Annotated in this window: 13 protein-coding genes; 6 read left to right on the plus strand and 7 right to left on the minus strand. The window is 70.7% G+C overall.

What is annotated here, in order from left to right; translation table 11 throughout:
- Nucleotides 1-364 precede the first annotated feature (364 nt).
- Entirely contained in the window at nucleotides 365-4108 is a 3744-nt protein-coding gene (locus ACIPK3_RS13800) for a GH92 family glycosyl hydrolase (protein WP_402569443.1), read from the plus strand.
- Nucleotides 4109-4504: 396 nt separating this feature from the next.
- A complete protein-coding gene (locus ACIPK3_RS13805) occupies nucleotides 4505-7276 on the plus strand; it encodes a SpoIIE family protein phosphatase (protein WP_402569278.1) in 2772 nt (923 codons plus the stop codon).
- A gap of 123 nt (nucleotides 7277-7399) precedes the next feature.
- Here the strand turns inward: ACIPK3_RS13805 and acnA are convergent, their stop codons facing one another.
- Nucleotides 7400-10129 (minus strand): aconitate hydratase AcnA, encoded by a 2730-nt coding sequence (gene acnA, locus ACIPK3_RS13810; RefSeq protein WP_402569280.1) that lies wholly within the window; start codon nucleotides 10127-10129, stop codon nucleotides 7400-7402.
- A gap of 299 nt (nucleotides 10130-10428) precedes the next feature.
- Here acnA and ACIPK3_RS13815 point away from each other — a divergent pair, with 299 nt between their 5' ends.
- Nucleotides 10429-11958, plus strand: a complete 1530-nt coding sequence (locus tag ACIPK3_RS13815) for a helix-turn-helix domain-containing protein (protein WP_402569282.1) — start codon at nucleotides 10429-10431, stop codon at nucleotides 11956-11958.
- On the opposite strand, the gene ACIPK3_RS13820 is transcribed toward ACIPK3_RS13815, so the two are convergent.
- Entirely contained in the window at nucleotides 11915-12493 is a 579-nt protein-coding gene (locus ACIPK3_RS13820) for a flavoprotein (protein WP_402569284.1), read from the minus strand. The genes ACIPK3_RS13815 and ACIPK3_RS13820 overlap by 44 nt on opposite strands.
- A 111-nt stretch (nucleotides 12494-12604) precedes the next feature.
- The gene (locus ACIPK3_RS13825; RefSeq protein ID WP_402569445.1) at nucleotides 12605-13030 is read right to left on the minus strand and encodes a DUF6299 family protein; all 426 of its coding nucleotides are present in this window, start codon (nucleotides 13028-13030) and stop codon (nucleotides 12605-12607) included.
- Between the two features lie 247 nt (nucleotides 13031-13277).
- Here ACIPK3_RS13825 and ACIPK3_RS13830 point away from each other — a divergent pair, with 247 nt between their 5' ends.
- Entirely contained in the window at nucleotides 13278-13469 is a 192-nt protein-coding gene (locus tag ACIPK3_RS13830) for a DUF5999 family protein (RefSeq protein ID WP_402569286.1), read from the plus strand.
- Between the two features lie 35 nt (nucleotides 13470-13504).
- Here ACIPK3_RS13830 and ACIPK3_RS13835 read toward each other — a convergent pair whose 3' ends face one another.
- Together ACIPK3_RS13835 and ACIPK3_RS13840 are read right to left on the minus strand one after the other, a co-directional pair.
- On the minus strand, nucleotides 13505-13903 hold the full coding sequence (locus ACIPK3_RS13835; RefSeq protein ID WP_402569288.1) for a RidA family protein: 399 nt from the start codon (nucleotides 13901-13903) through the stop codon (nucleotides 13505-13507).
- A complete protein-coding gene (locus ACIPK3_RS13840) occupies nucleotides 13900-15051 on the minus strand; it encodes an acyl-CoA dehydrogenase family protein (RefSeq protein ID WP_402569290.1) in 1152 nt (383 codons plus the stop codon). Before ACIPK3_RS13840 ends, ACIPK3_RS13835 begins: the two co-directional genes overlap by 4 nt.
- Before the next feature lie 138 nt (nucleotides 15052-15189).
- Here ACIPK3_RS13840 and ACIPK3_RS13845 point away from each other — a divergent pair, with 138 nt between their 5' ends.
- Nucleotides 15190-16782 carry an AMP-binding protein gene (locus ACIPK3_RS13845; protein WP_402569292.1) on the plus strand — a complete coding sequence of 531 codons (1593 nt, stop codon included), beginning with the start codon at nucleotides 15190-15192 and terminating at the stop codon, nucleotides 16780-16782.
- Nucleotides 16783-16797: 15 nt separating this feature from the next.
- Nucleotides 16798-17610, plus strand: a complete 813-nt coding sequence (locus ACIPK3_RS13850; RefSeq protein WP_402569294.1) for a PaaX family transcriptional regulator C-terminal domain-containing protein — start codon at nucleotides 16798-16800, stop codon at nucleotides 17608-17610.
- A gap of 7 nt (nucleotides 17611-17617) precedes the next feature.
- Here ACIPK3_RS13850 and ACIPK3_RS13855 read toward each other — a convergent pair whose 3' ends face one another.
- The gene (locus tag ACIPK3_RS13855; protein WP_402569296.1) at nucleotides 17618-19918 is read right to left on the minus strand and encodes a bifunctional salicylyl-CoA 5-hydroxylase/oxidoreductase; all 2301 of its coding nucleotides are present in this window, start codon (nucleotides 19916-19918) and stop codon (nucleotides 17618-17620) included.
- Between the two features lie 5 nt (nucleotides 19919-19923).
- Nucleotides 19924-20751 (minus strand): enoyl-CoA hydratase family protein, encoded by an 828-nt coding sequence (locus ACIPK3_RS13860; RefSeq protein WP_402569298.1) that lies wholly within the window; start codon nucleotides 20749-20751, stop codon nucleotides 19924-19926.
- Between the last annotated feature and the right edge of the window lie 90 nt (nucleotides 20752-20841).

Here is a 20841-nt window from a genome sequence, read left to right on the forward strand (position 1 = left end):
GGTACACCGGACCCTCCCGGCACCGCTGTCGGGGTAGTGCTGGGGCGTGCAGGAAACGCCGACAGGTATAGTCCACTTCCGGCCGAAGGGGCAAGATCGGGCGCAAGGTTGGCCGTGGGTCTTTTCCGAGTTGAGACCTCGCGGAAATATGAGCCCGCCGCGCGCGCCACCCCGGCTGGTTCCGCCCCATTGACCCCTGAATGCCACGCCCAACACCCTTGACATCAAGGACCACTTGACTCCTACTGGTCTCTGCGCACGAACTTGACAACGTTGTCCGACGTACGCGCGGAGAGGACCCGTTTTGCAGCGGAGAACTCGGCACAGATGGGCTCCGGCGGCCGTTCTCACGGCCGCCTTCGTCATGGCGGTGGGCTCGCAGGGCGCCGTGGTCGCCCTGCCCGCCCAGACACCGGCAGCCGCCCGGGAGTTCGCATCCTCGTTCGAAGCCGGCGACCCGGCACCGGACTGGCTGAACACCGTCGACACCGGACCGGACGGAAGCAGGCGCGCCTCGGGAGTCGACGGCGGATACACCACCGGCATCCCCGGCAACGCGACCGACCATGTCACCGAGGTACGCGCGAGCGCCGAGAACAAGGGCGCGGGCGAGGTGAAGGAGAACCTCACCGACGGCGAGCCGGAGACCAAGTGGCTGGCGTTCGAGCCCACCGGCTGGGCCGAGTTCGACCTGGACAGACCGGTCAGGGTCGTGACGTACGCCCTCACCTCGGCCAACGACCACGCCGAGCGCGACCCGAGGGACTGGACCCTCCAGGGCTCCACGGACGGCAAGGACTGGAAGACCCTCGACACCCGGTCGGGCGAGTCCTTCTCCGAACGGCTGCGGACCGTGTCGTACGACCTCGCCGAACCGGCCGAGTACCAGCACTTCCGGCTCGACATCACGAGGAACAACGGCGCCCCGGACATCGTGCAGCTCGCCGACGTCCAGTTCTCCACGGGCGGCAGCGGCGGGCCGATCCCACAGGACATGCTGTCCCTGGTCGACCACGGCCCCGGCGGATCGCCGACGGCCAAGGCCCGCGTCGGCTTCACCGGCACCAGGGCCCTGCGGTACGCGGGACGACACACGGCGGCCGGGCGGGCGTACTCGTACAACAAGGTCTTCGACGTGCATGTGCGGGTCGGCCGCGAAACCCGGCTGTCGTACCGGATCTTCCCGGCCATGGCCGACGGCGACCGCGACTACGACGCCACGAACGTCTCCGTCGACCTGGCCTTCTCCGACGGCACCCACCTCAGCGACCTGGGCGCGACCGACCAGCACGGCTTCCCGCTGTCACCACGGGGACAGGGCGCGTCGAAGGCGCTGTACGTGAATCAGTGGAACGACGTGGCCGCGCGGATCGGCTCCGTGGCGGCGGGCAGGACCGTCGACCGGATCCTGCTCGCCTACGACTCCCCGTCCGGGCCCGCGAGGTTCCGCGGCTGGATCGACGACGTCGCGCTCAAGGCGGTGGCCCCGGAGAAGCCCAGGGCACATCTGTCCGACTACGCGCTGACCACCCGCGGCACCAACTCCAGCGGCGGTTTCTCGCGCGGCAACGACTTCCCGGCGACCGCCGTACCGCATGGCTTCAACTTCTGGACGCCGGTGACCAACGCGTCCTCCCTGAGCTGGCTGTACGAATACGCGCGCGCGAACAACGACGCCAACCTGCCCACGATCCAGGCGTTCAGTGTGAGCCACGAGCCCAGCCCCTGGATGGGCGACCGGCAGACCTTCCAGCTGATGCCGTCCGCCGCCGCCGGCACTCCGCCCACCGGCCGCACGGCACGGGCGCTGGCCTTCCGGCACGAGAGCGAGACCGCGCGCCCCTACTACTACGGCGTCCGCTTCGAGAACGGCCTCAAGGCCGAGATGACGCCGACCGACCACGCCGCCGCGCTGCGCTTCACCTACCCCGGCGACGACGCGAGCGTGGTCTTCGACAACGTCACCGAGCAGGCGGGGCTCACCCTCGACCGGGAGCACGGGATCGTCACCGGCTACTCCGACGTCAAGTCGGGGCTGTCGACGGGCGCGACCCGGCTCTTCGTCTACGGCACGTTCGACAAGCCGGTGACGGACGGCGCCTCCAGCGGCGTCAAGGGCCATCTGCGGTTCGACGCGGGCGCCGACCGCACCGTCACCCTGCGGCTGGCGACCTCGCTGATCGGCGTCGACCAGGCGAAGGACAACCTGCGCCAGGAGATCCCCGACGGCACCTCCTTCGACACCGTGCGGACGCGGGCCCAGCGGGCCTGGGACCGGCTGCTCGGCAAGGTCGAGGTCGAGGGCGCCACCCCGGACCAGCTGACCACGCTGTACTCCTCGCTGTACCGGCTGTACCTGTACCCCAACTCCGGCTTCGAGAAGGCCGACGGCAGGGAGCGGTACGCCTCGCCCTTCTCCCCCATGCCCGGTCCGGACACCCCGGAGCACACCGGTGCGAAGATCGTCGACGGCAGGGTATACGTCAACAACGGCTTCTGGGACACCTACCGCACGACATGGCCCGCCTACTCACTCCTGACACCCGGTCAAGCGGGTTCGATGGTCGACGGGTTCGTGCAGCAGTACAAGGACGGCGGCTGGACCTCGCGCTGGTCCTCCCCCGGTTACGCCGACCTGATGACCGGCACCTCCTCCGACGTCGCGTTCGCGGACGCGTATGTCAAGGGCGTCCGCTTCGACGCGAAGGCCGCGTACGAGGCGGCCCTGAAGAACGCCACCGTGGTGCCCCCGTCCTCGGGCGTGGGCCGCAAGGGCATGAGCACCTCGCCCTTCCTCGGCTACACCAGCACCGCCACGGACGAGGGTCTGTCCTGGGCGATGGAGGGCTACGTCAACGACTACGGCATCGCGAAGATGGGCGAGGCCCTCCACCGGAAGACCGGCGAGCGGCACTACCAGGAAGAGTCCGCGTACTTCCTCAACCGCGCCCGGAACTACGTCGACCTGTTCGACACCCGCGCGGGCTTCTTCCAGGGCCGGGACCCGAAGGGCAACTGGCGTGTCGGGTCGGCGGGTTACGACCCCCGGGTGTGGGGCTACGACTACACGGAGACCAACGGCTGGGGGTATGCCTTCAGCGTCCCGCAGGACAGCCGCGGTCTCGCCAACCTCTACGGCGGCCGCGGCGGACTGGGCGACAAGCTCGACCGGTACTTCAGCACCCCGGAGACCGCCTCCCCCGAATTCGTCGGCTCCTACGGCGGCGTCATCCACGAGATGACCGAGGCGCGGGACGTGCGGATGGGCATGTACGGCCACTCCAACCAGGTCGCGCACCACGCGATCTACATGTACGACGCGGCCGGCGAGCCCTGGAAGGCGCAGCGCAACGTCCGCGAGGCGCTCTCCCGCCTCTACACGGGCAGCGGGATCGGGCAGGGCTACCACGGCGACGAGGACAACGGCGAGCAGTCGGCCTGGTACCTCTTCTCGGCCCTCGGCTTCTACCCGCTGGTCATGGGCAGCGGCGAATACGCCATCGGCTCCCCGCTGTTCAGGAAGGCGACCGTCCACCTGGAGAACGGCCGGGACCTGGTGATCAAGGCACCGAAGAACAGCGCGAAGAACGTGTACGTGCAGAGCCTGACGGTCAACGGCCGTGCCTGGACGTCGACTTCGCTTCCGCACGCACTGCTGGCCAAGGGCGGGGTGCTGGAGTTCCGGATGGGCGCCACGCCCTCGAAGTGGGGCACCGGACGGAACGCGGCCCCGGTCTCCGTCACCCGGGACGACCAGGTGCCGACGCCACGTGCGGACGTGCTGCGGGGCGCCGGTGCCCTGTTCGACGACACCTCGGCGACGGACGCCGCGGTGACCTCCGTGGACCTGCCGGTGAGCGGAGCCACCAGGGCGGTCCAGTACACGCTGACCTCGTCCGCGGACCATGCCACGGCTCCGGCGGGCTGGACTCTCCAGGGGTCCGCGGACGGCGAGGCCTGGCGGACCCTGGACCACCGCTCCGGCGAACCGTTCAGGTGGGACCGCCAGACCCGGGCGTTCACCGTCGCCGCACCGGGTTCGTACCGGAAGTACCGGCTGGTCCTCGACAGTGAGTCGACGCTGGCGGAGGTGGAGCTGCTCGCCTGACCCGGCACGAAGCGGCACGAAAGGGTCGCACACAGGTAGCACGGAGGGTCGCGCGCACCCGCGCCGACACGCCCCCGGCTCACTCTGTTGAGCGACCCGAAGTCGCTTGACATCGTTGTCGGTTGGCGCGGTAAAGTCATGGCAGATCACTCGACAACGTTGTCGGTGCCCGAAGTCGGCACAAGCACGCTTCCCGAGTCTCTCGGCTCCGCCGAGCGGGGAAGCACCCTCCGGGCGGGCCCGAACCCCCCTCATCCGCCCGGCTCGCGGACCCGGTGCGCACATCGCCACCGGGTCCGCCCAGAGCCGCTCACGGCGGCTCGCGGCTGCTCACGAAGAATCCAAAATCTGCCCAGGCCATAGCCACCGCGAGCCGCCGATGCTACAAATGTCGCTATGGCGGACAGATTCGTCCGGTTTCGACGCTTCTCATTGCGTTCAGTCACCGGCAGAAGCCCGCGCAGCGTTGCCGGACAGGTTTTCGTGCTCCAGGTCGCGTTGGTGGTACTGCTCGTCCTCGGCGCGGTCATCGCCCTCGTTCTGCAGTCGGAGCGTGACACCAGCGAAGAGGCCAAGCGGCGGTCCGTCGCTGTCGCGCAGACCTTCGCGCACTCGCCCGGTGTCCTCGCGGCACTGAAGACCTCTGATCCGTCGAAGGTGCTCCAACCCCTCACCGAGGCCGGACGCAGGGCCGCCGGTGTCGACTTCATCGTGGTCATGGACACCAAGGGCATCCGCTACACCCACCCCATGCCGAGCAAGATCGGCCAGCGGTTCGTCGGCCGGATCGAACCCTCCCTGGCCGGAAAGGTCTACACCGAGAGCGTCCACGGCCCGCTCGGGCACGAGGTGCAGGCCACCGTGCCCATCGACGATTCCCACGGCAGGGTGAAGGCCCTGGTGTCCGCGGGCCTGAAGGTCAAGAACGTGACCAGCGAGGTGAACCGGCAGCTGCCGATCATCATGGGCTCCGGCGCCGGTGCGCTCGTGGTGGCGACCGGCGGCACCGCCATGGTGGGACGGCGGCTGCGGCGCCAGACGCACAGCCTCGCCCCGGACGAGATGTCCCGTATGTATGAACATCACGACACGGTGCTGCACTCGGTGCGCGAAGGGGTGCTGATCGTCGGCGAGGACGGCAGGCTGCTGCTCGTCAACGACGAGGCGCGCCGGCTGCTGGAACTGCCGCCCGACGCGGAGGGCTCCCCCGTCTGGGAGCTGTCGGGCCTGGCCGCCGAGATGGTGGCCCTGCTGACTTCCGGGCGTGAGGCCACGGACGAGGTGCACCTGGCCGGCGAGCGCCTGCTGGCGGTCAACCAGCGTCCGACCAACCCCGGCAGTGACTGCGGGACGACGGTGGTGACCCTGCGCGACTCCACCGAGCTCCAGGCGGTGTCCGGGCGCGCGGAGCTCGCGCGGGAGCGGCTGAAGCTGCTGTACGACGCCGGGCTGGGGATCGGTACCACCCTGGACGTGGTGCGTACGGCCGACGAGCTGGCGCAGGTCGCGGTACCGAGGTTCGCGGACTTCGTGACCGTGGACCTGGCCGATTCGGTGCTCCAGGGAGAGGAGCCGACCCCCACGGCCACCGGGATCCGGCGGGTGGCGGTGTGCGGGATCCGCGACGACGCCCCGCTGTACCCCAAGGACCAGCTGATCGACTTCCTGCCGTTCACCCCCATGGCCCGCAGCTATGACAGCGGGCGTTCCGAACTGGTCGCGGACCTGGCGGAGGCGGAGGACTGGCAGATGCAGGACCCGCCGCGGGCGCAGGAGATAGTCGCGTTCGGAATCCACTCCCTCATCTCGGCGCCCATCAAGGCGCGGGGTGTGGTGCTGGGGATGGCGCACTTCTGGCGGGCCAAGCGGCCCGAGCCGTTCGACGAGGAGGAGCTGTCGCTCGCCGAGGAACTGGTCGCACGGGCCGCGGTCAGCATCGACAACGCCCGGCGGTACACGCGCGAGCACGCCGTCGCCGTCACGCTCCAGCGCAGCCTGCTGCCCCGGGCCCTGCCCGAGCACACCGCGCTGGACGTCGCCTACCGCTACCTGCCCGCCCACTCCGGCGTCAGCGGCGACTGGTTCGACGTCATCCCGCTGCCCGGCAGCCGGGTCGCCCTCGCCGTCGGCGACGTCGTCGGCCACGGCCTGCACGCCGCCGCCACCATGGGCCGGCTGCGCACCGCCGTACACAACTTCGCCACCCTCGACCTTCCCCCCGACGAGCTCCTCGTCCACCTCGACGACCTCGTCGCCCGCATCGACCAGGGCGAGACCACCGCCGACTCCAGCCCGGAGATCATCGGCGCCACCTGCCTCTACGCCGTCTACGACCCGATCAACCAGACGTGCACCGTCGCCCGCGCCGGGCACCCCGCTCCCGCGCTCGTCCACCCCGACGGCACCACCACCTACCCGGACATCCCCACCGGTCCGCCCCTGGGTCTCGGCGGCCTGCCCTTCCAGACCACCACCCTCCACCTCACTCCGGGCACCCAGCTCGTCCTCTACACCGACGGTCTCATCGAGGACCGCAACCGCGACCTCGACGACAGCATGGAACTCCTCCGGCAGGCCCTCCACGGCCACCCCCACCGGACCCCCGAGGACACCTGCCAGGCCGTCCTCGACCAGCTCCTGCCCACCCGCCCCAAGGACGACGTCGCCCTCCTCATCGCCCGCACCCACGCGCTGGCGCCCGACCACATCGCGGAGTGGGACATCCCCTGCGACCCCGCCGCCGTGTCGCGTATGCGCAGCGACGTCACCCGCCGGCTCAACGAGTGGGGTCTGCCCCACCTCGCCTTCTCCACCGAGCTGGTCCTCACCGAACTCGTGACGAACGCGATCCGCTACGGCACGCCGCCCATCCATGTGCGCCTCATCCTGGACCGCACCCTCACCTGCGAAGTCACCGACGGCAGCTGTACGTCACCGCATCTGCGCTATGCCGCCACCACCGACGAAGGTGGCCGCGGCCTCTTCCTCGTCTCCCAGATGACCGAGCGCTGGGGCACCCGCTACACCCCCCAGGGCAAGACCATCTGGGCCGAACAGACGCTGGCGGACACCGCGGACGCGCTCTGTGAACTGCCGTCGGACGTCCTGGAGGACCTGGCGGACCTCGACGACCTGGACGATCTGGACGGACTGGACGCCCTGGCGTGAACGGGGAACCCCGCCGGGGATCGGGAACGGCGAAGGGCCGCACCCCCGTTGCCGGGGATGCGGCCCTGAACGGCTGAGCCGTACCGCTTACTTCACCGCTTGCCGCGCTGTGTACCGCACTGCCTAGTTGCGGATCAGGTTGCGCAGCACGTACTGCATGATGCCGCCGTTGCGGTAGTAGTCGGCCTCACCGGGGGTGTCGATGCGGACGACCGCGTCGAACTCGACACCGGAGTCGGTGGTGACCTTCACCGTGCGCGGCGTGGTGCCGTTGTTCAGCTCCTCGACGCCGGTGAAGGAGAAGGTCTCCTCGCCGGTCAGGCCGAGGGTCTCGGCGGTCTGGCCCTCCGGGAACTGGAGCGGGAGCACGCCCATGCCGATGAGGTTCGAGCGGTGGATGCGCTCGTACGACTCGGCGATGACGGCCTTCACGCCGAGCAGCGCGGTGCCCTTGGCGGCCCAGTCGCGGGACGAGCCGGAGCCGTACTCCTTGCCGGCCAGGACGACCAGCGGGATGCCCTGCTCGATGTAGTTGCGCGAGGCGTCGTAGATGAACGACACCGGCGCCCCTCCTTCACCTTCGGCGGACTGGGTGAAGTCGCGGGTGTAGCCGCCCTCGGTGCCCGGCGCGATCTGGTTGCGCAGGCGGATGTTGGCGAACGTGCCGCGGATCATGACCTCGTGGTTGCCTCGGCGGGAGCCGTAGGAGTTGAAGTCACGACGCTCCACACCGTGCTCGGTGAGGTACTTGCCGGCCGGGGTGTCGGCCTTGATGGCGCCGGCCGGGGAGATGTGGTCGGTGGTGACCGAGTCGCCCAGCTTGGCGAGGACGCGGGCACCGGCGATGTCGGTGACCGGGGCCGGCTCCATCTGCATGCCCTCGAAGTACGGGGGCTTGCGGACGTAGGTGGACTCGGTGTCCCACTCGAAGGTGTTGCCGGTCGGGATCGGCAGCGACTGCCACTGGGCGTCACCGGCGAACACGTCCTGGTAGGACTTGTTGAACATGTCCTCGCCGATGGCGTTGGCCACGACGTCGTTGACCTCGGCCTCGGTCGGCCAGATGTCGGCCAGGTAGACCGGCTTGCCGTCCTGGTCGGTGCCCAGGGCGTCCTTGGTGACGTCCACCTTCATGGAGCCCGCGAGGGCGTACGCGACGACCAGCGGCGGGGAGGCCAGGTAGTTCATCTTGACGTCGGGGTTGATACGGCCCTCGAAGTTCCGGTTTCCGGAGAGGACCGAGGTGACCGCGAGGTCGTGCTCGTTGACGGCCTTGGAGACCTCCTCCGGCAGCGGGCCGGAGTTGCCGATGCAGGTGGTGCAGCCGTAGCCGACGAGGTTGAAGCCGACCTTGTCGAGGTACGGGGTCAGACCGGCCTTGTCGAAGTAGTCCGTGACGACCTTCGAACCCGGGGCGAGGGTGGTCTTGACCCACGGCTTGCGGGTCAGGCCCTTCTCGACCGCCTTCTTGGCCACCAGGGCGGCGGCGACCATGACGTACGGGTTCGAGGTGTTGGTGCAGGAGGTGATGGCCGCGACGGTGACCGCGCCGTGGTCGATCTCGTAGGTCGAGCCGTCGGGGGCGGTGACGACGACCGGGTTGGACGGGACGCCGTTGGCGGTGGCCGGGGCGTCGGAGGCCGGGAAGGACTCCTTGCCCGCCTCGTCGGCGGTGTCGACGTAGTTGCGGACGTCGGTCTTGAACTGCTCGGCGGCGTTCGCGAGGACGATGCGGTCCTGCGGGCGCTTCGGGCCGGCGATCGACGGGACGACCGTGGAGAGGTCCAGCTCCAGCTTCTCGGAGAAGTCCGGCTCGGCGGCCGGGTCCAGCCAGAGGCCCTGCTCCTTGGCGTACGCCTCGACCAGCGCGACCTGCTGCTGCGAGCGGCCGGTCAGGCGCAGGTAGTTCAGGGTCTCGCCGTCGATCGGGAAGATCGCGGCGGTGGAACCGAACTCCGGCGACATGTTGCCGATGGTGGCGCGGTTGGCGAGGGAGGTGGCGGCCACGCCCTCGCCGTAGAACTCGACGAACTTGCCGACGACACCGTGCTTGCGGAGCATCTCGGTGATGGTGAGCACGAGGTCGGTGGCGGTGGTGCCGGGCTTGAGCTCACCGGTGAGCTTGAAGCCGACGACGCGCGGGATGAGCATGGAGACCGGCTGGCCGAGCATCGCGGCCTCGGCCTCGATGCCGCCGACGCCCCAGCCGAGGACGCCGAGGCCGTTGACCATGGTGGTGTGCGAGTCGGTGCCGACGAGGGTGTCGGGGTAGGCCTGCCCGTTGCGGACCATGACCGTGCGCGCCAGGTGCTCGATGTTCACCTGGTGGACGATGCCGGTGCCCGGGGGGACGACCTTGAAGTCGTCGAAGGCGGTCTGGCCCCAGCGCAGGAACTGGTAGCGCTCCTTGTTGCGGCCGTACTCCAGCTCGACGTTCTGGCCGAAGGCTTCCTTCGTGCCGAACTTGTCGGCGATGACGGAGTGGTCGATGACCAGCTCGGCCGGGGAGAGCGGGTTGACCTTGGCCGGGTCGCCGCCGAGTTCCTTCACGGCCTCACGCATGGTCGCGAGGTCCACGACGCAGGGGACGCCGGTGAAGTCCTGCATGATCACGCGGGCCGGCGTGAACTGGATCTCCTGCGAGGGCTGGGCCTGGGAGTCCCAGGTGCCGAGGGCGCGGATGTGGTCGGCGGTGATGTTCGCGCCGTCCTCCGTGCGGAGCAGGTTCTCCAGCAGGACCTTGAGGCTGTACGGCAGCCGGGCCGAGCCCTCCACCTTGTCCAGCCGGAAGATCTCGTACGACTCGTCGCCCACCTGCAGCGTGCTGCGGGCGTCGAAGCTGTTCGCCGACACGACAGTCTCCTTCATTGATGTGCGCGTACCACCGCATCCTGCCGCCACGCTGTACTGGCCGATCCGCTAAGGTAAGGCTAAGTTAGGTAAGCCTTACCGCCACTCTGACGATGCGTGCGGCTGCGGTGCGCCTCGGCAGATATCTCGATGTCGAGATAACTCTAGTACACCGGGGCCGGATGGTCATGCCCGGACCCACCCCGGCGTCCACCCCGGATGTCACCTGCGACGACACGCCCCTTCACCCGAACAGCCCCCCGCAGCGAGCGCCATCTCATATCTGAGATAGCCTCGACCTCATGGCAGACGATTACCTCGTACGCATCGGCAAGCTCATCCGTGACGCCCGCCAGCACCGCGGCTGGACACAGGCACAGCTCGCGGAAGCGCTCGGCACCAGCCAGAGCGCCGTGAACCGTATCGAGCGCGGCAACCAAAACATCAGCCTTGAGATGATCGCCCGAATCGGTGAAGCGCTGGACAGTGAGATCGTCTCGTTGGGCTACGCGGGCCCGATGCATCTGCGCGTGGTCGGCGGGCGCCGGCTGTCCGGCGCCATCGACGTGAAGACGAGCAAGAACGCGTGTGTCGCCCTCCTGTGCGCCTCCCTCCTCAACAAGGGACGCACGGTGCTGCGCAGGGTCGCGAGGATCGAGGAGGTCTACCGTCTGCTGGAGGTCCTGAACTCGATCGGCGTACGGACCCGGTGGATCAACGACGGGACCGACCTGGAGCTCGTGCCGCCGGCCCAGTTCGACATGGACGCCATCGACGCCGAGGCCGCCGTACGCACGCGCTCCATCATCATGTTCCTCGGCCCGCTGCTGCACCGCATGGACCACTTCAAGCTGCCGTACGCCGGCGGCTGCGACCTCGGCACCCGGACCATCGAGCCGCACATGATCGCGCTGCGCCGCTTCGGGCTCGACATCGCCGCCACCGAGGGCCAGTACCACGCCCAGGTGGACCGGTCCGTCAGCCCCGACCGCCCCATCGTACTGACCGAGCGCGGCGACACCGTGACCGAGAACGCGCTGCTGGCCGCCGCCCGGCACGACGGCGTCACCGTCATCCGCAACGCCTCCTCCAACTACATGGTCCAGGACCTGTGCTTCTTCCTGGAGGCGCTGGGTGTCAGGGTCGAGGGCATCGGCACCACGACCCTCACCGTGCACGGCGTGCCGGACATCGACACGGACGTCGACTACTTCCCCTCCGAGGACCCGGTCGAGGCGATGAGCCTGGTCGCCGCCGCCGTGGTGACCGAGTCGGAGCTGACGGTGCGCCGGGTTCCCATCGAGTTCCTGGAGATCGAGCTGGCGGTCCTGGAGGAGATGGGCCTCGACCACGACCGCACCCCCGAGTACGTCGCCGACAACGGCCGCACCCGGCTGGTCGACCTGACCGTGCGCCCCTCCAAGCTGGAGGCGCCGATCGACAAGATCCACCCGATGCCGTTCCCCGGCCTCAACATCGACAACGTCCCGTTCTTCGCGGCCATCGCCGCGGCGGCGCAGGGCAAGACGCTGATCCACGACTGGGTCTACGACAACCGGGCCATCTACCTGACCGACCTCAACCGCCTGGGCGGCCGCCTCCAGCTCCTCGACCCCCACCGCGTGCTGGTCGAGGGCCCCACCCGCTGGCGCGCCGCCGAGATGATGTGCCCGCCCGCCCTGCGCCCCGCCGTGGTCGTCCTCCTCGCGATGATGGCGGCCGAGGGCACGTCGGTGCTGCGCAACGTGTACGTCATCAACCGGGGTTACGAGGAGCTCGCCGAGCGGCTCAACTCGGTGGGGGCGCAGATCGAGACGTTCCGAGATATCTGACCGGCTCCAGCAGGTCCAGCGCTTCCGTCCAGCGGAAGCGCTGGACGCCTCCCCCGGCCTTCGGCTCGTGCGGTTCGTACGAGCCGACCAGGACGCCCATCCCGGTCAGCCGTGCCAGGCTCTGCCGGTAGACAGGGTGGGCGGCCTGGGCGGCGTTGAGGTACGGCAGGACGGCGGTGGGGACACCCATGCCGTAGGCCTCGCACAGGATGCCCAGCGCGAGGGTGTCGGAGATCCCGGCGGCCCATTTGTTGACCGTGTTGAACGTGGCCGGGGCCACGGCGATCGCGTCCGCGGGAGGAAGCGGCCGGGCCTCGCCGGGGCGGCGCCAGGCGGACCGGATCGGATGGCCGGTCCGCGCCTCGATCACTTCCGTGTCGAGGAAGCCCAGTCCCTGCGGGGTGGCGACGACTCCCACCTCCCAGTGCCGTTGCTGCGCGGCGGTGATCAGTGTGCCGACCTCGCCGGCGATCCCGCTCGCGCAGACGACGACGTACAGAAAGGGTTTCTTGTCCGGGGCAGTCGGCTCGGTCACGCGGGAACTCCCCATCGGCTGCTGAAGCGGTGCGGTTCGGGCAGCGTACGGCGACGGCCGCGTCGGCCGCCAAGGGAGCCTCGGGCACCGGGCGGCGGTGCAGGCGGCCGGTCAGCCCCTCTTCAACGTCACGTCCCGCCGACGTTCGGCGTGGAAGTGCGGCAGTGGCAGGCCGCCCAGGGGACGCAGTTCCATGACGGCGGCCTCGATGTGGGCCCTGCCGGGGCGGAGCGGGTTGGGGGTGACCTTGCCGGAGTTCCTCCAGGCGTGTTCGGCGCCGTCGCACACGGCCGCGGTGCCGCCGATGGCGTGCTGGACCGACCGGGCCCTCTGACCGGCGGAGGAGCTGATGAACACCGGTCCCCGGCCGCCGGTGCAGCGGTAGGTGCCGGACAGGGTGATCGTGCCGTCGGAGGCGATGCGGCCGGTCGGGTCCACCGTCACGGTCTCGCCGGAGCCTGCGGAGGCGGCGGCGGCGGAGGTGAGAAGCAGTACGAGGGCGCCGACGGTCGCGGCGAGGGCGGGGCGCGGGGGCACGGGCATGGCTACCCTTCGGGTCGTGCGGGCGGGGACTCCACTCGTACCGGGCGGGCGCGGCGCGAGGTGTGACCTTCACTCGGTCGGTGGCGCGTCACCGCGGTCGTGGAACGGTCCGGGAATTGTCCATGTGTTGTCACGTTGCGCCGCAGCCCGTTCCGAGCCGTTCACGAGTGGGGCATGGTCTACTCGTGCCGGGCGGTGAACTGGCCGTCGGCACCCGTCACACCCGACGCGGAGGTGCGCCATGTGTTCTCACCAGACCCCAGCCCACGACAGCGGCGCCCCGCACATCGTCGCCGCCCACCCCGAGCAGGGGTGGACCCTGCGGTGCGACGGGGGGATCGTCTTCGACGACACGGGCGAACTGCACGCCGACGGAAGCGTGGTGCCTCCGCACCGGGCACCGGCGAACCACCCGTTGACGGCCGCCGCCTGACCGTCCACGAACCCGGCCCTGCCGTCGGACACCCCCTAGGGCAGCACCGCGAAGCCGTCCAGTTCGATCAGTGCCTCCGCGTCCCACAGGCGGACGATCTCCACGACCGCCATCGCCGGGTAGTCCCGGCCCGCCAACCGGCGCCAGATGGCGCCGATTTCGCGGGCGTGGGCGCGGTAGGCGGCGACGTCGGTGGCGTAGACGGTGACGCGTGCGAGGTCGGCGGGGGTGCCGCCGGCGGTGGTCAGGGCGGTCAGCAGGCCGGTCAGGGCCTTCTCGAACTGCTCGGGGAAGGTGTCGCCGGTGATCTTGCCGTCGGTGTCCAGGGCGGTCTGGCCCGCGAGGAAGACCAGGCGGCTGCCGGTGGCGACCACGGCGTGCGAGAACCCCTGGGGCGGGGAGAGTTCGGGCGGGTTGATGCGTTCAGCCGTCATGGTGCCTCCCCGGCGGTCTGCGGCGCGGTGCGCGCGGCGGCGTACAACTCCTTGGCGATGATGCCACGCTGGACCTCGCTGGCGCCTTCGTAGATGCGCGGAGCGCGCACCTCGCGGTACAGGTGCTCCAGTGGGTGGCCCAGTCGCAGGGCCTGGGCGCCGTGCAGTTGGACGGCCGCGTCGACGACGTACTGGGCGGTCTCGGTGGCCAGCAGCTTCGCCATGGCGGCCCGCTTGGGGACGTCGGGGGCGGCATCGTCGTAGGCGGTCGCCGCCGCGTAGACCATCAGACGGGCGGACTCGGTGCGCAGGGCCATCTCCGCGACCGTGTGGGCGACCGTCTGAAGGTCCATCAGCTTGCCGCCGAACGCGTCGCGACGGGCGGTGTGGTCGAGGGTCGCGTCGAGCGCGGCCTGTGCCATGCCGACCGCGAACGCGCCGACGCTGGGGCGGAACAGGTTGAGGGTGCCCATCGCGACCCGGAACCCCCGGTCGGCCTCGCCGAGCACATCGTCCGCGGTGACGGGTACGGCCTCGAAGTCGAGGCTGCCGATGGGGTGCGGGGAGAGCATCTCCAGTGCGTTGCCGGTCAGGCCGGGACGGTCGGCGGGGACGAGGAACGCGGTCACGCCGCGGGCGCCCGCGCCTTGGGTGGTGCGGGCGAAGACCGTGTAGAAGTCGGCCTCGGGGGCGTTGGAGATCCAGCACTTGCGTCCGGACAACCGCCAGCGCCCGGAGCTCTCCGGCTCCGCCCTGAGTTCCAGTGCCGCCGCGTCCGAGCCCGCGCCCGGCTCGCTCAGCGCGAACGCCGCCACGGCGTCGCCGTCGGCCACCCGGGGCAGCCAGCGTTCCCGCTGGGCCGGGGTGCCGTGGGCGTGCACCGGGTGGGCGCCGAGGCCCTGGAGAGCGAGCGCGGTCTCGGCCTCCGTACAGGCCTGTGCCAGGGATTCACGCATCAGGCACAGGTCGAGGGCGCCGGAGGTGAACAGTCTGGACAGCAGGCCCAGGCGGCCCAGCTCGGCGAGGAGCGGCCGGTTGACGTGTCCCGGCTCGCCCTTCTCCACCAGCGGGCGCAGCCGCTGTGCGGCCAGGGTGCGCAGCTCGGCACACCAGGCGGTCTGTTCGGGTCCGAGCGAGAATGCGGGCACGGGCCGGTCCTCCCTCCACTGTGGGCCGCCACCGGCCCACACTCGACGGTATCGCGGACTGTTGACTGCCGTCACCAACACGATACGCTCCTTGCGCGACCCCACCCGCGAGCCCACCAGGCAAGGGGGCGAACCGTCATGTACGACTCGGCGCACGTCGACACCTTCGCGCGCGACCATCTGCCGCCGGCCGACCAGTGGCCGGAACTCCGCTTCGACCTGCCGGAGCTGCACTACCCCGAGCGGCTCAACTGCGCCGCGGAACTTCTGGACCACGCCGACCCGGCGCGGCCGGTGTTCCACACGCCCACCGATGCCTCCTGGACCTACGGCGAGCTGCGTGCCCGCGTCGACCGGATCGCGCACGTCCTCACCGGCGACCTCGGGGTGGTCCCCGGCAACCGCGTCCTGCTGCGCGGCCCCACCACGCCCTGGCTCGCGGCCTGCTGGCTGGCCGTACTGAAGGCGGGCGCTGTGGCCGTCACCGTACTGGCCCAGCAGCGCCCGCACGAGCTGGCCACGATCTGCTCGATAGCCCGGGTGGAGCACGCGCTGTGCGACGTCAGGTCCGTCGACGACCTCGCCAAGGCCGAGATACCCGGGCTGCGTATCGCCACCTACGGCGGTGACGCCCCCGACGACCTGCTGCGCAGGCCCGCGCCCGGCACCCCGTACGCCGCCGTGCCGACCGCGGCCGACGACGTGGCACTGATCGCCTTCACCTCCGGCACCACCGGCCGCCCGAAAGGGTGCATGCACTTCCACCGGGACGTGCTCGCCATAGCCGACACCTTCTCCGGGCATGTGCTCGCACCGCGCGCGGACGACGTGTTCGCGGGCAGTCCCCCACTCGGTTTCACCTTCGGGCTCGGCGGACTGGTGGTGTTCCCGATGCGCGCCGGAGCGAGCGCCCTGCTGCTCGAACAGGCCGGCCCCCGGCAGCTGCTGCCCGCGATCGCCGAGCACCGGGTCTCCGTGCTGTTCACCGCGCCCACCGCCTACCGCGCGATGCTCGACGACCTGGACCGGCACGACGTCTCGTCGCTACGGCGCTGTGTGTCCGCGGGCGAGAACCTGTCCGCCGCCACCTGGCGGGGCTGGCACGAGCGCACCGGGCTGCGGATCATCAACGGCATAGGCGCCACCGAACTGCTGCACATCTTCATCTCCGCCGCCGACGAGCGGATCCGGCCCGGGACGACGGGGGTCCCGGTGCCCGGCTGGCAGGCGCGCGTGCAGGACGCGCACGGGGAGCCGCTGCCGGACGGCGAGCCCGGGCTGCTCGCCGTGCGCGGGCCGGTCGGCTGCCGGTACCTCGCCGATCCCCGGCAGCGGCAGTACGTACGCGGCGGCTGGAACGTCACCGGCGACACGTACGTCCGGGAGAGCGACGGCTACTTCCGGTACGTCGCCCGGGCGGACGACATGATCATCTCGGCCGGGTACAACATAGCCGGACCTGAGGTGGAGGACGCGCTGCTGCGCCACCCCGACGTGGTCGAGGCGGCCGTGATCGGGCGGCCCGACGAGGACCGCGGTCAGGTGGTCGTGGCATACGCCGTGCTGAAGGAGGGTGCCGAACGGGACGCGGACGAGCTGCGCGGCTTCGTGAAGTCCGAGCTGGCGCCCTACAAGGCACCGCGCGAGATCGTCTTCCTCGACGCGCTGCCGCGCACGGCGACCGGCAAACTCCAGCGCTTCCGGCTGCGCACCGGCGAGGACCAGCAGTGATTCCGAAGACCTAAGATGATCAACGTGTCCGAGCAGCACGCACCACGGTCCCTCATCGTCACGCTCTACGGCGCGTACGGCCGCTTCGTGTCCGGCCCCGTACCCGTCGCCGAGCTGATCCGGCTGCTCGCCGCGGTCGGCGTGGACGCGCCCTCGGTGCGTTCGTCGGTGTCGCGGCTGAAGCGGCGGGGCCTGCTGCTGCCCGCACGCACCGAGGCGGGCGCCGCCGGCTACGAACTGTCGCCCGAGGCACGTCAGTTGCTCGACGACGGTGACCGGCGCATCTACCCGACCGCTACGCCAGAGGACGAGGGCTGGGTGCTCGCCGTTTTCTCGGTCCCCGAGTCGGAACGGCAGAAGCGGCACGTGCTCCGCTCCAGGCTGGCGGGCCTGGGCTTCGGCACGGCCGCCCCGGGGGTGTGGATCGCCCCGGCACGGCTGTACGAGGAGACCCGGCACACCCTGCGACGGCTGCGGCTCGACCCGTACGTCGACTTCTTCCGCGGCGAGCACCTCGGTTTCGCGCCGACGGCGGAGGCGGTCGCCCGCTGGTGGGACCTGGCCGCCATCGCCAAGCAGCACGAGGCCTTCCTCGACGCCCATGCGCGGGTGCTGCACGCCTGGGAGGCCCGCCCGGACACCCCGCCCGAGGAGGCGTACCGCGACTATCTGCCGGCCCTGGACAGCTGGCGCCACCTGCCCTACACCGACCCGGGCCTGCCCCCGCACCTGCTCCCCGCGGACTGGCCGGGCGCCCGCTCGACGGAGGTGTTCCGGGGGCTGCACGCGCGACTGCGGGACGCCGGGGCCGAGTTCGCCGGGCTGTGATCCTCCGTCAGGTCCCCAGGGTCAGCCGCGGCTTGGGGGCGTCCGTGCGCCCTGTCTGCGGGCGGCGGCTGCCCGCCCGGTAGGGGGACGGCCAGCTGACGGCGGGGCCGTCGTAGTCCTGTTCGGCGGCCGCGTGCAGGGTCCAGTTCGGGTCGTAGAGGTGGGGGCGGGCGAGTGCGCACAGGTCGGTGCGTCCGGCCAGGATCAGGGAGTTGACGTCGTCCCAGGAGGAGATCGCGCCGACAGCGATCACCGGGATGCCCGCCTCGTGCCGGATCCGGTCGGCGAACGGCGTCTGGTAGGACCGCCCGAACTCCGGCCGCTCCTCGGCCACCACCTGGCCGGTGGACACGTCGATCGCGTCGGCGCCACGTCCGGCGAAGGCACGCGCGATCTCCACGGCGTCCTCGGCCGTGGTGCCGCCCTCGGCCCAGTCGGTGGCGGAGATCCGGACGGTCATGGGCCGTTCCTCCGGCCACACCGCGCGCACCGCGTCAAAGACCTCCAGCGGGAAGCGCAGCCGTTTGGCGAGCGAGCCGCCGTAGGCATCGGTGCGCTGGTTGGTGAGCGGGGAGAGGAAGCCGGACAGCAGATAGCCGTGGGCGCAGTGCAGTTCGAGCAGGTCGAAGCCCGCGCGGGCGGCACGCCAGGCGGCGGATGTGAACTGTTCACGGATGTCGGTCAGTTGGGCGCGGGAGAGCTGGCGCGGGGTCTGGCTGCCGGGCTTGTACGGGATCGGGGAGGCGGCGACGAGCGGCCAGTTGCCGTCGGGCAGCGGCTCGTCCATGCCCTCCCACATCAGCCTGGTGGAGCCCTTGCGGCCGCTGTGGCCGAGCTGCACGCCGATCGCCGTGCCCGGTGCCCGAGTGTGCACGAACTCGGTGATCCGCCGCCAGGCCTCGGCCTGTCTGCCGGTGTAGAGGCCGGTGCAGCCGGGGGTGATACGGCCCTCCGCGCTGACGCACACCATCTCGGTCATCAGCAGACCGGCGCCGCCGAGCGCCCGGGAGCCCAGGTGGACCAGGTGGAAGTCGCCGGGGACGCCCTCCTCGGCGGAGTACATGTCCATGGGCGAGACGACGACCCGGTTGCGCAGGGTCAGACCGCGCAGCCGGAACGGGGTGAACATCGGGGGCGTACCGGGCGGGCAGCCGAACTCGTGCTCCACGGCCTCGGTGAAACCGGCGTCGCGCAGCCGGAGGTTGTCGTGGGTGACGCGGCGGCTGCGGGTGAGCAGGCTGAACGCGAACTGGCGGGGCGGCCGGTCGAGACAGCGGGCGATGTCCTCGAACCACTCAAGGCTGGCGCGGGCGGCTCGCTGGGTGGAGGCGACGACGGGCTTGCGTTCCTGCTCGTAGGCCGCCAACGCCTCGGCCGGGGAGGGCTGTTCCTCCAGGCATGCGGCCAGCGCCAGGGCGTCCTCCACGGCCAGCTTGGTGCCGGAGCCGATGGAGAAGTGGGCGGTGTGCGCGGCGTCGCCGAGCAGGACGAGGTTGCCGTGCGACCAGTGTTCGTTGACCACCGTGCGGAACGTCGTCCACGCCGACTTGTTGGAGCGCAGCGGTCGGCCGCCGAGCGCGTCCGCGAAGATCTTGGCGCAGCGTTCGACCGACCCCTCCTCGTCCAGTTCCGCGAAGCCGGCGGCCTGCCACACCTCCTCGCGCATCTCGACGATCACGGTGGACGCGTCGGCCGCGTAGGGGTAGCCGTGCAGTTGCATCACGCCGTGCTCGGTCTCGGCGATCTCGAAACGGAACGATGTGAAGGCGAAGTCGGCGGCGAGCCAGATGTAGCGGCAGCGGTGCGTGGTCACGTGCGGCCGGAACACCTCGGCGTATGCCTCGCGCGTGCTGCTGTTGACGCCGTCGGCGGCGACGACGAGGTCGTATGCCTCGCGGAGCCGGTCCGGGTGGGGGGCCTCGGCGCGGAAGCGCAGCTCCACTCCCAGGTCGCGGCAGCGCTCGTGGAGGATCTCCAGGAGGCGCTTCCTGCCGAGGGCGGCGAACCCGTGTCCTCCGGAGGTCTGGCGGGTGTCGCGGTGGACGATGTCGATGTCGTCCCATCTGACGAAGTCCCTCTGCATGGACTCGAACACGGCCCGGTCCGCGTGTTCGATGCCGCCCAGGGTCTCGTCGGAGAGCACCACTCCGAAGCCGAAGGTGTCGTCCGGGGCGTTGCGTTCCCAGACGGTGATCTCCCGGTTGGGGTCCAGGCGTTTCAGCAGGGCCGCGGCATACAGACCCCCCGGGCCGCCGCCGATGATCGCGATTCGTCGCGCCGGTGAGGTCGGCATCCGCGTGTCGGCCATGGGAGTCACCGGCCCTGCCACTTCGGGGGCCGCTTCTCCGTGAACGCCGCGTGGAACTCCGCGTAGTCCTCGCCGTTCATCAGCAGGGCCTGGGTGGAGGCGTCCAGTTCGATCGCGGTCGCCAGGGGCATGTCCAGCTCCGCGGTGAGGAGGGCCTTCGTCTGGGCGTACGCGAGGGCCGGGCCGCCGGCCAGGCGGCGGGCCAGGGACTGGGCGGCCTCGTCGGTGTGGCCTTCCTCGGCCAGTTCGCTGATCAGGCCGATCCGCTCGGCCTCGGTCGCCCGCACAGGGTCGCCGAGCATCAGGAGGCGGGTGGCGTGGCCGAGGCCGACGACCCGGGGCAGCAGATAGGCGGCGCCCATGTCCCCGCCGGAGAGACCGACGCGGGTGAAGAGGAAGGCGAAGCGCGCGCTCGGGTCCGCCACCCGGAAGTCCGACGCGAGCGCCAGCACGGCTCCGGCCCCGGCGGCCACGCCGTGCACCGCGGCGATCACCGGGAACGGGCACTCGCGCACGGCCCGCACGACCTGGCCGGTCATCCGGTTGAAGTCGAGCAGCTGGGCCGTGTCCATGGACAGGGTGGCGCCGATGATCTCGTCGACGTCGCCGCCGGAGCAGAAGCCGCGCCCCTCGCCGGACAGCACCAGGGCGCGCACCGCCCGCTCGCGGGACAGCTCGGCGAGCAGGTCGCGCAGGTCGGCGTAGGCACCGAAGGTGAGGGCGTTGAGTTTCTCGGGGCGCGCGAGGGTGACGGTGGCCACTCCCTCGGCGATCTCGACCCGCAGATGCTCCCAGTGGGCGGTGCGGGCGGCGGAGCCGGTGAACGGACTCATGACGGGCGGCCTCCTCGGGGGCACTGCCTCACGTTGCTCTGCACATGCTCTACCCCATGAAGCTATCACCCATTTGTGACTGTCGTCACG

The organism is Streptomyces sp. NPDC086787, assembly GCF_044745865.1.
Taxonomy (GTDB): Bacteria; Actinomycetota; Actinomycetes; order Streptomycetales; family Streptomycetaceae; genus Streptomyces.

Coding starts and splice junctions, on each gene's coding strand:
- ACIPK3_RS13860 (WP_402569298.1), bottom strand. CDS start 20,751: ATGAGTCCGTTCACCGGCTCCGCCGCCCGCACCGCCCACTGGGAGCAT.
- ACIPK3_RS13835 (WP_402569288.1), bottom strand. CDS start 13,903: ATGACGGCTGAACGCATCAACCCGCCCGAACTCTCCCCGCCCCAGGGG.
- ACIPK3_RS13815 (WP_402569282.1), top strand. CDS start 10,429: ATGGCAGACGATTACCTCGTACGCATCGGCAAGCTCATCCGTGACGCC.
- ACIPK3_RS13845 (WP_402569292.1), top strand. CDS start 15,190: ATGTACGACTCGGCGCACGTCGACACCTTCGCGCGCGACCATCTGCCG.
- ACIPK3_RS13850 (WP_402569294.1), top strand. CDS start 16,798: ATGATCAACGTGTCCGAGCAGCACGCACCACGGTCCCTCATCGTCACG.
- ACIPK3_RS13800 (WP_402569443.1), top strand. CDS start 365: ATGGCGGTGGGCTCGCAGGGCGCCGTGGTCGCCCTGCCCGCCCAGACA.
- ACIPK3_RS13855 (WP_402569296.1), bottom strand. CDS start 19,918: ATGGCCGACACGCGGATGCCGACCTCACCGGCGCGACGAATCGCGATC.
- ACIPK3_RS13830 (WP_402569286.1), top strand. CDS start 13,278: ATGTGTTCTCACCAGACCCCAGCCCACGACAGCGGCGCCCCGCACATC.
- ACIPK3_RS13805 (WP_402569278.1), top strand. CDS start 4,505: ATGGCGGACAGATTCGTCCGGTTTCGACGCTTCTCATTGCGTTCAGTC.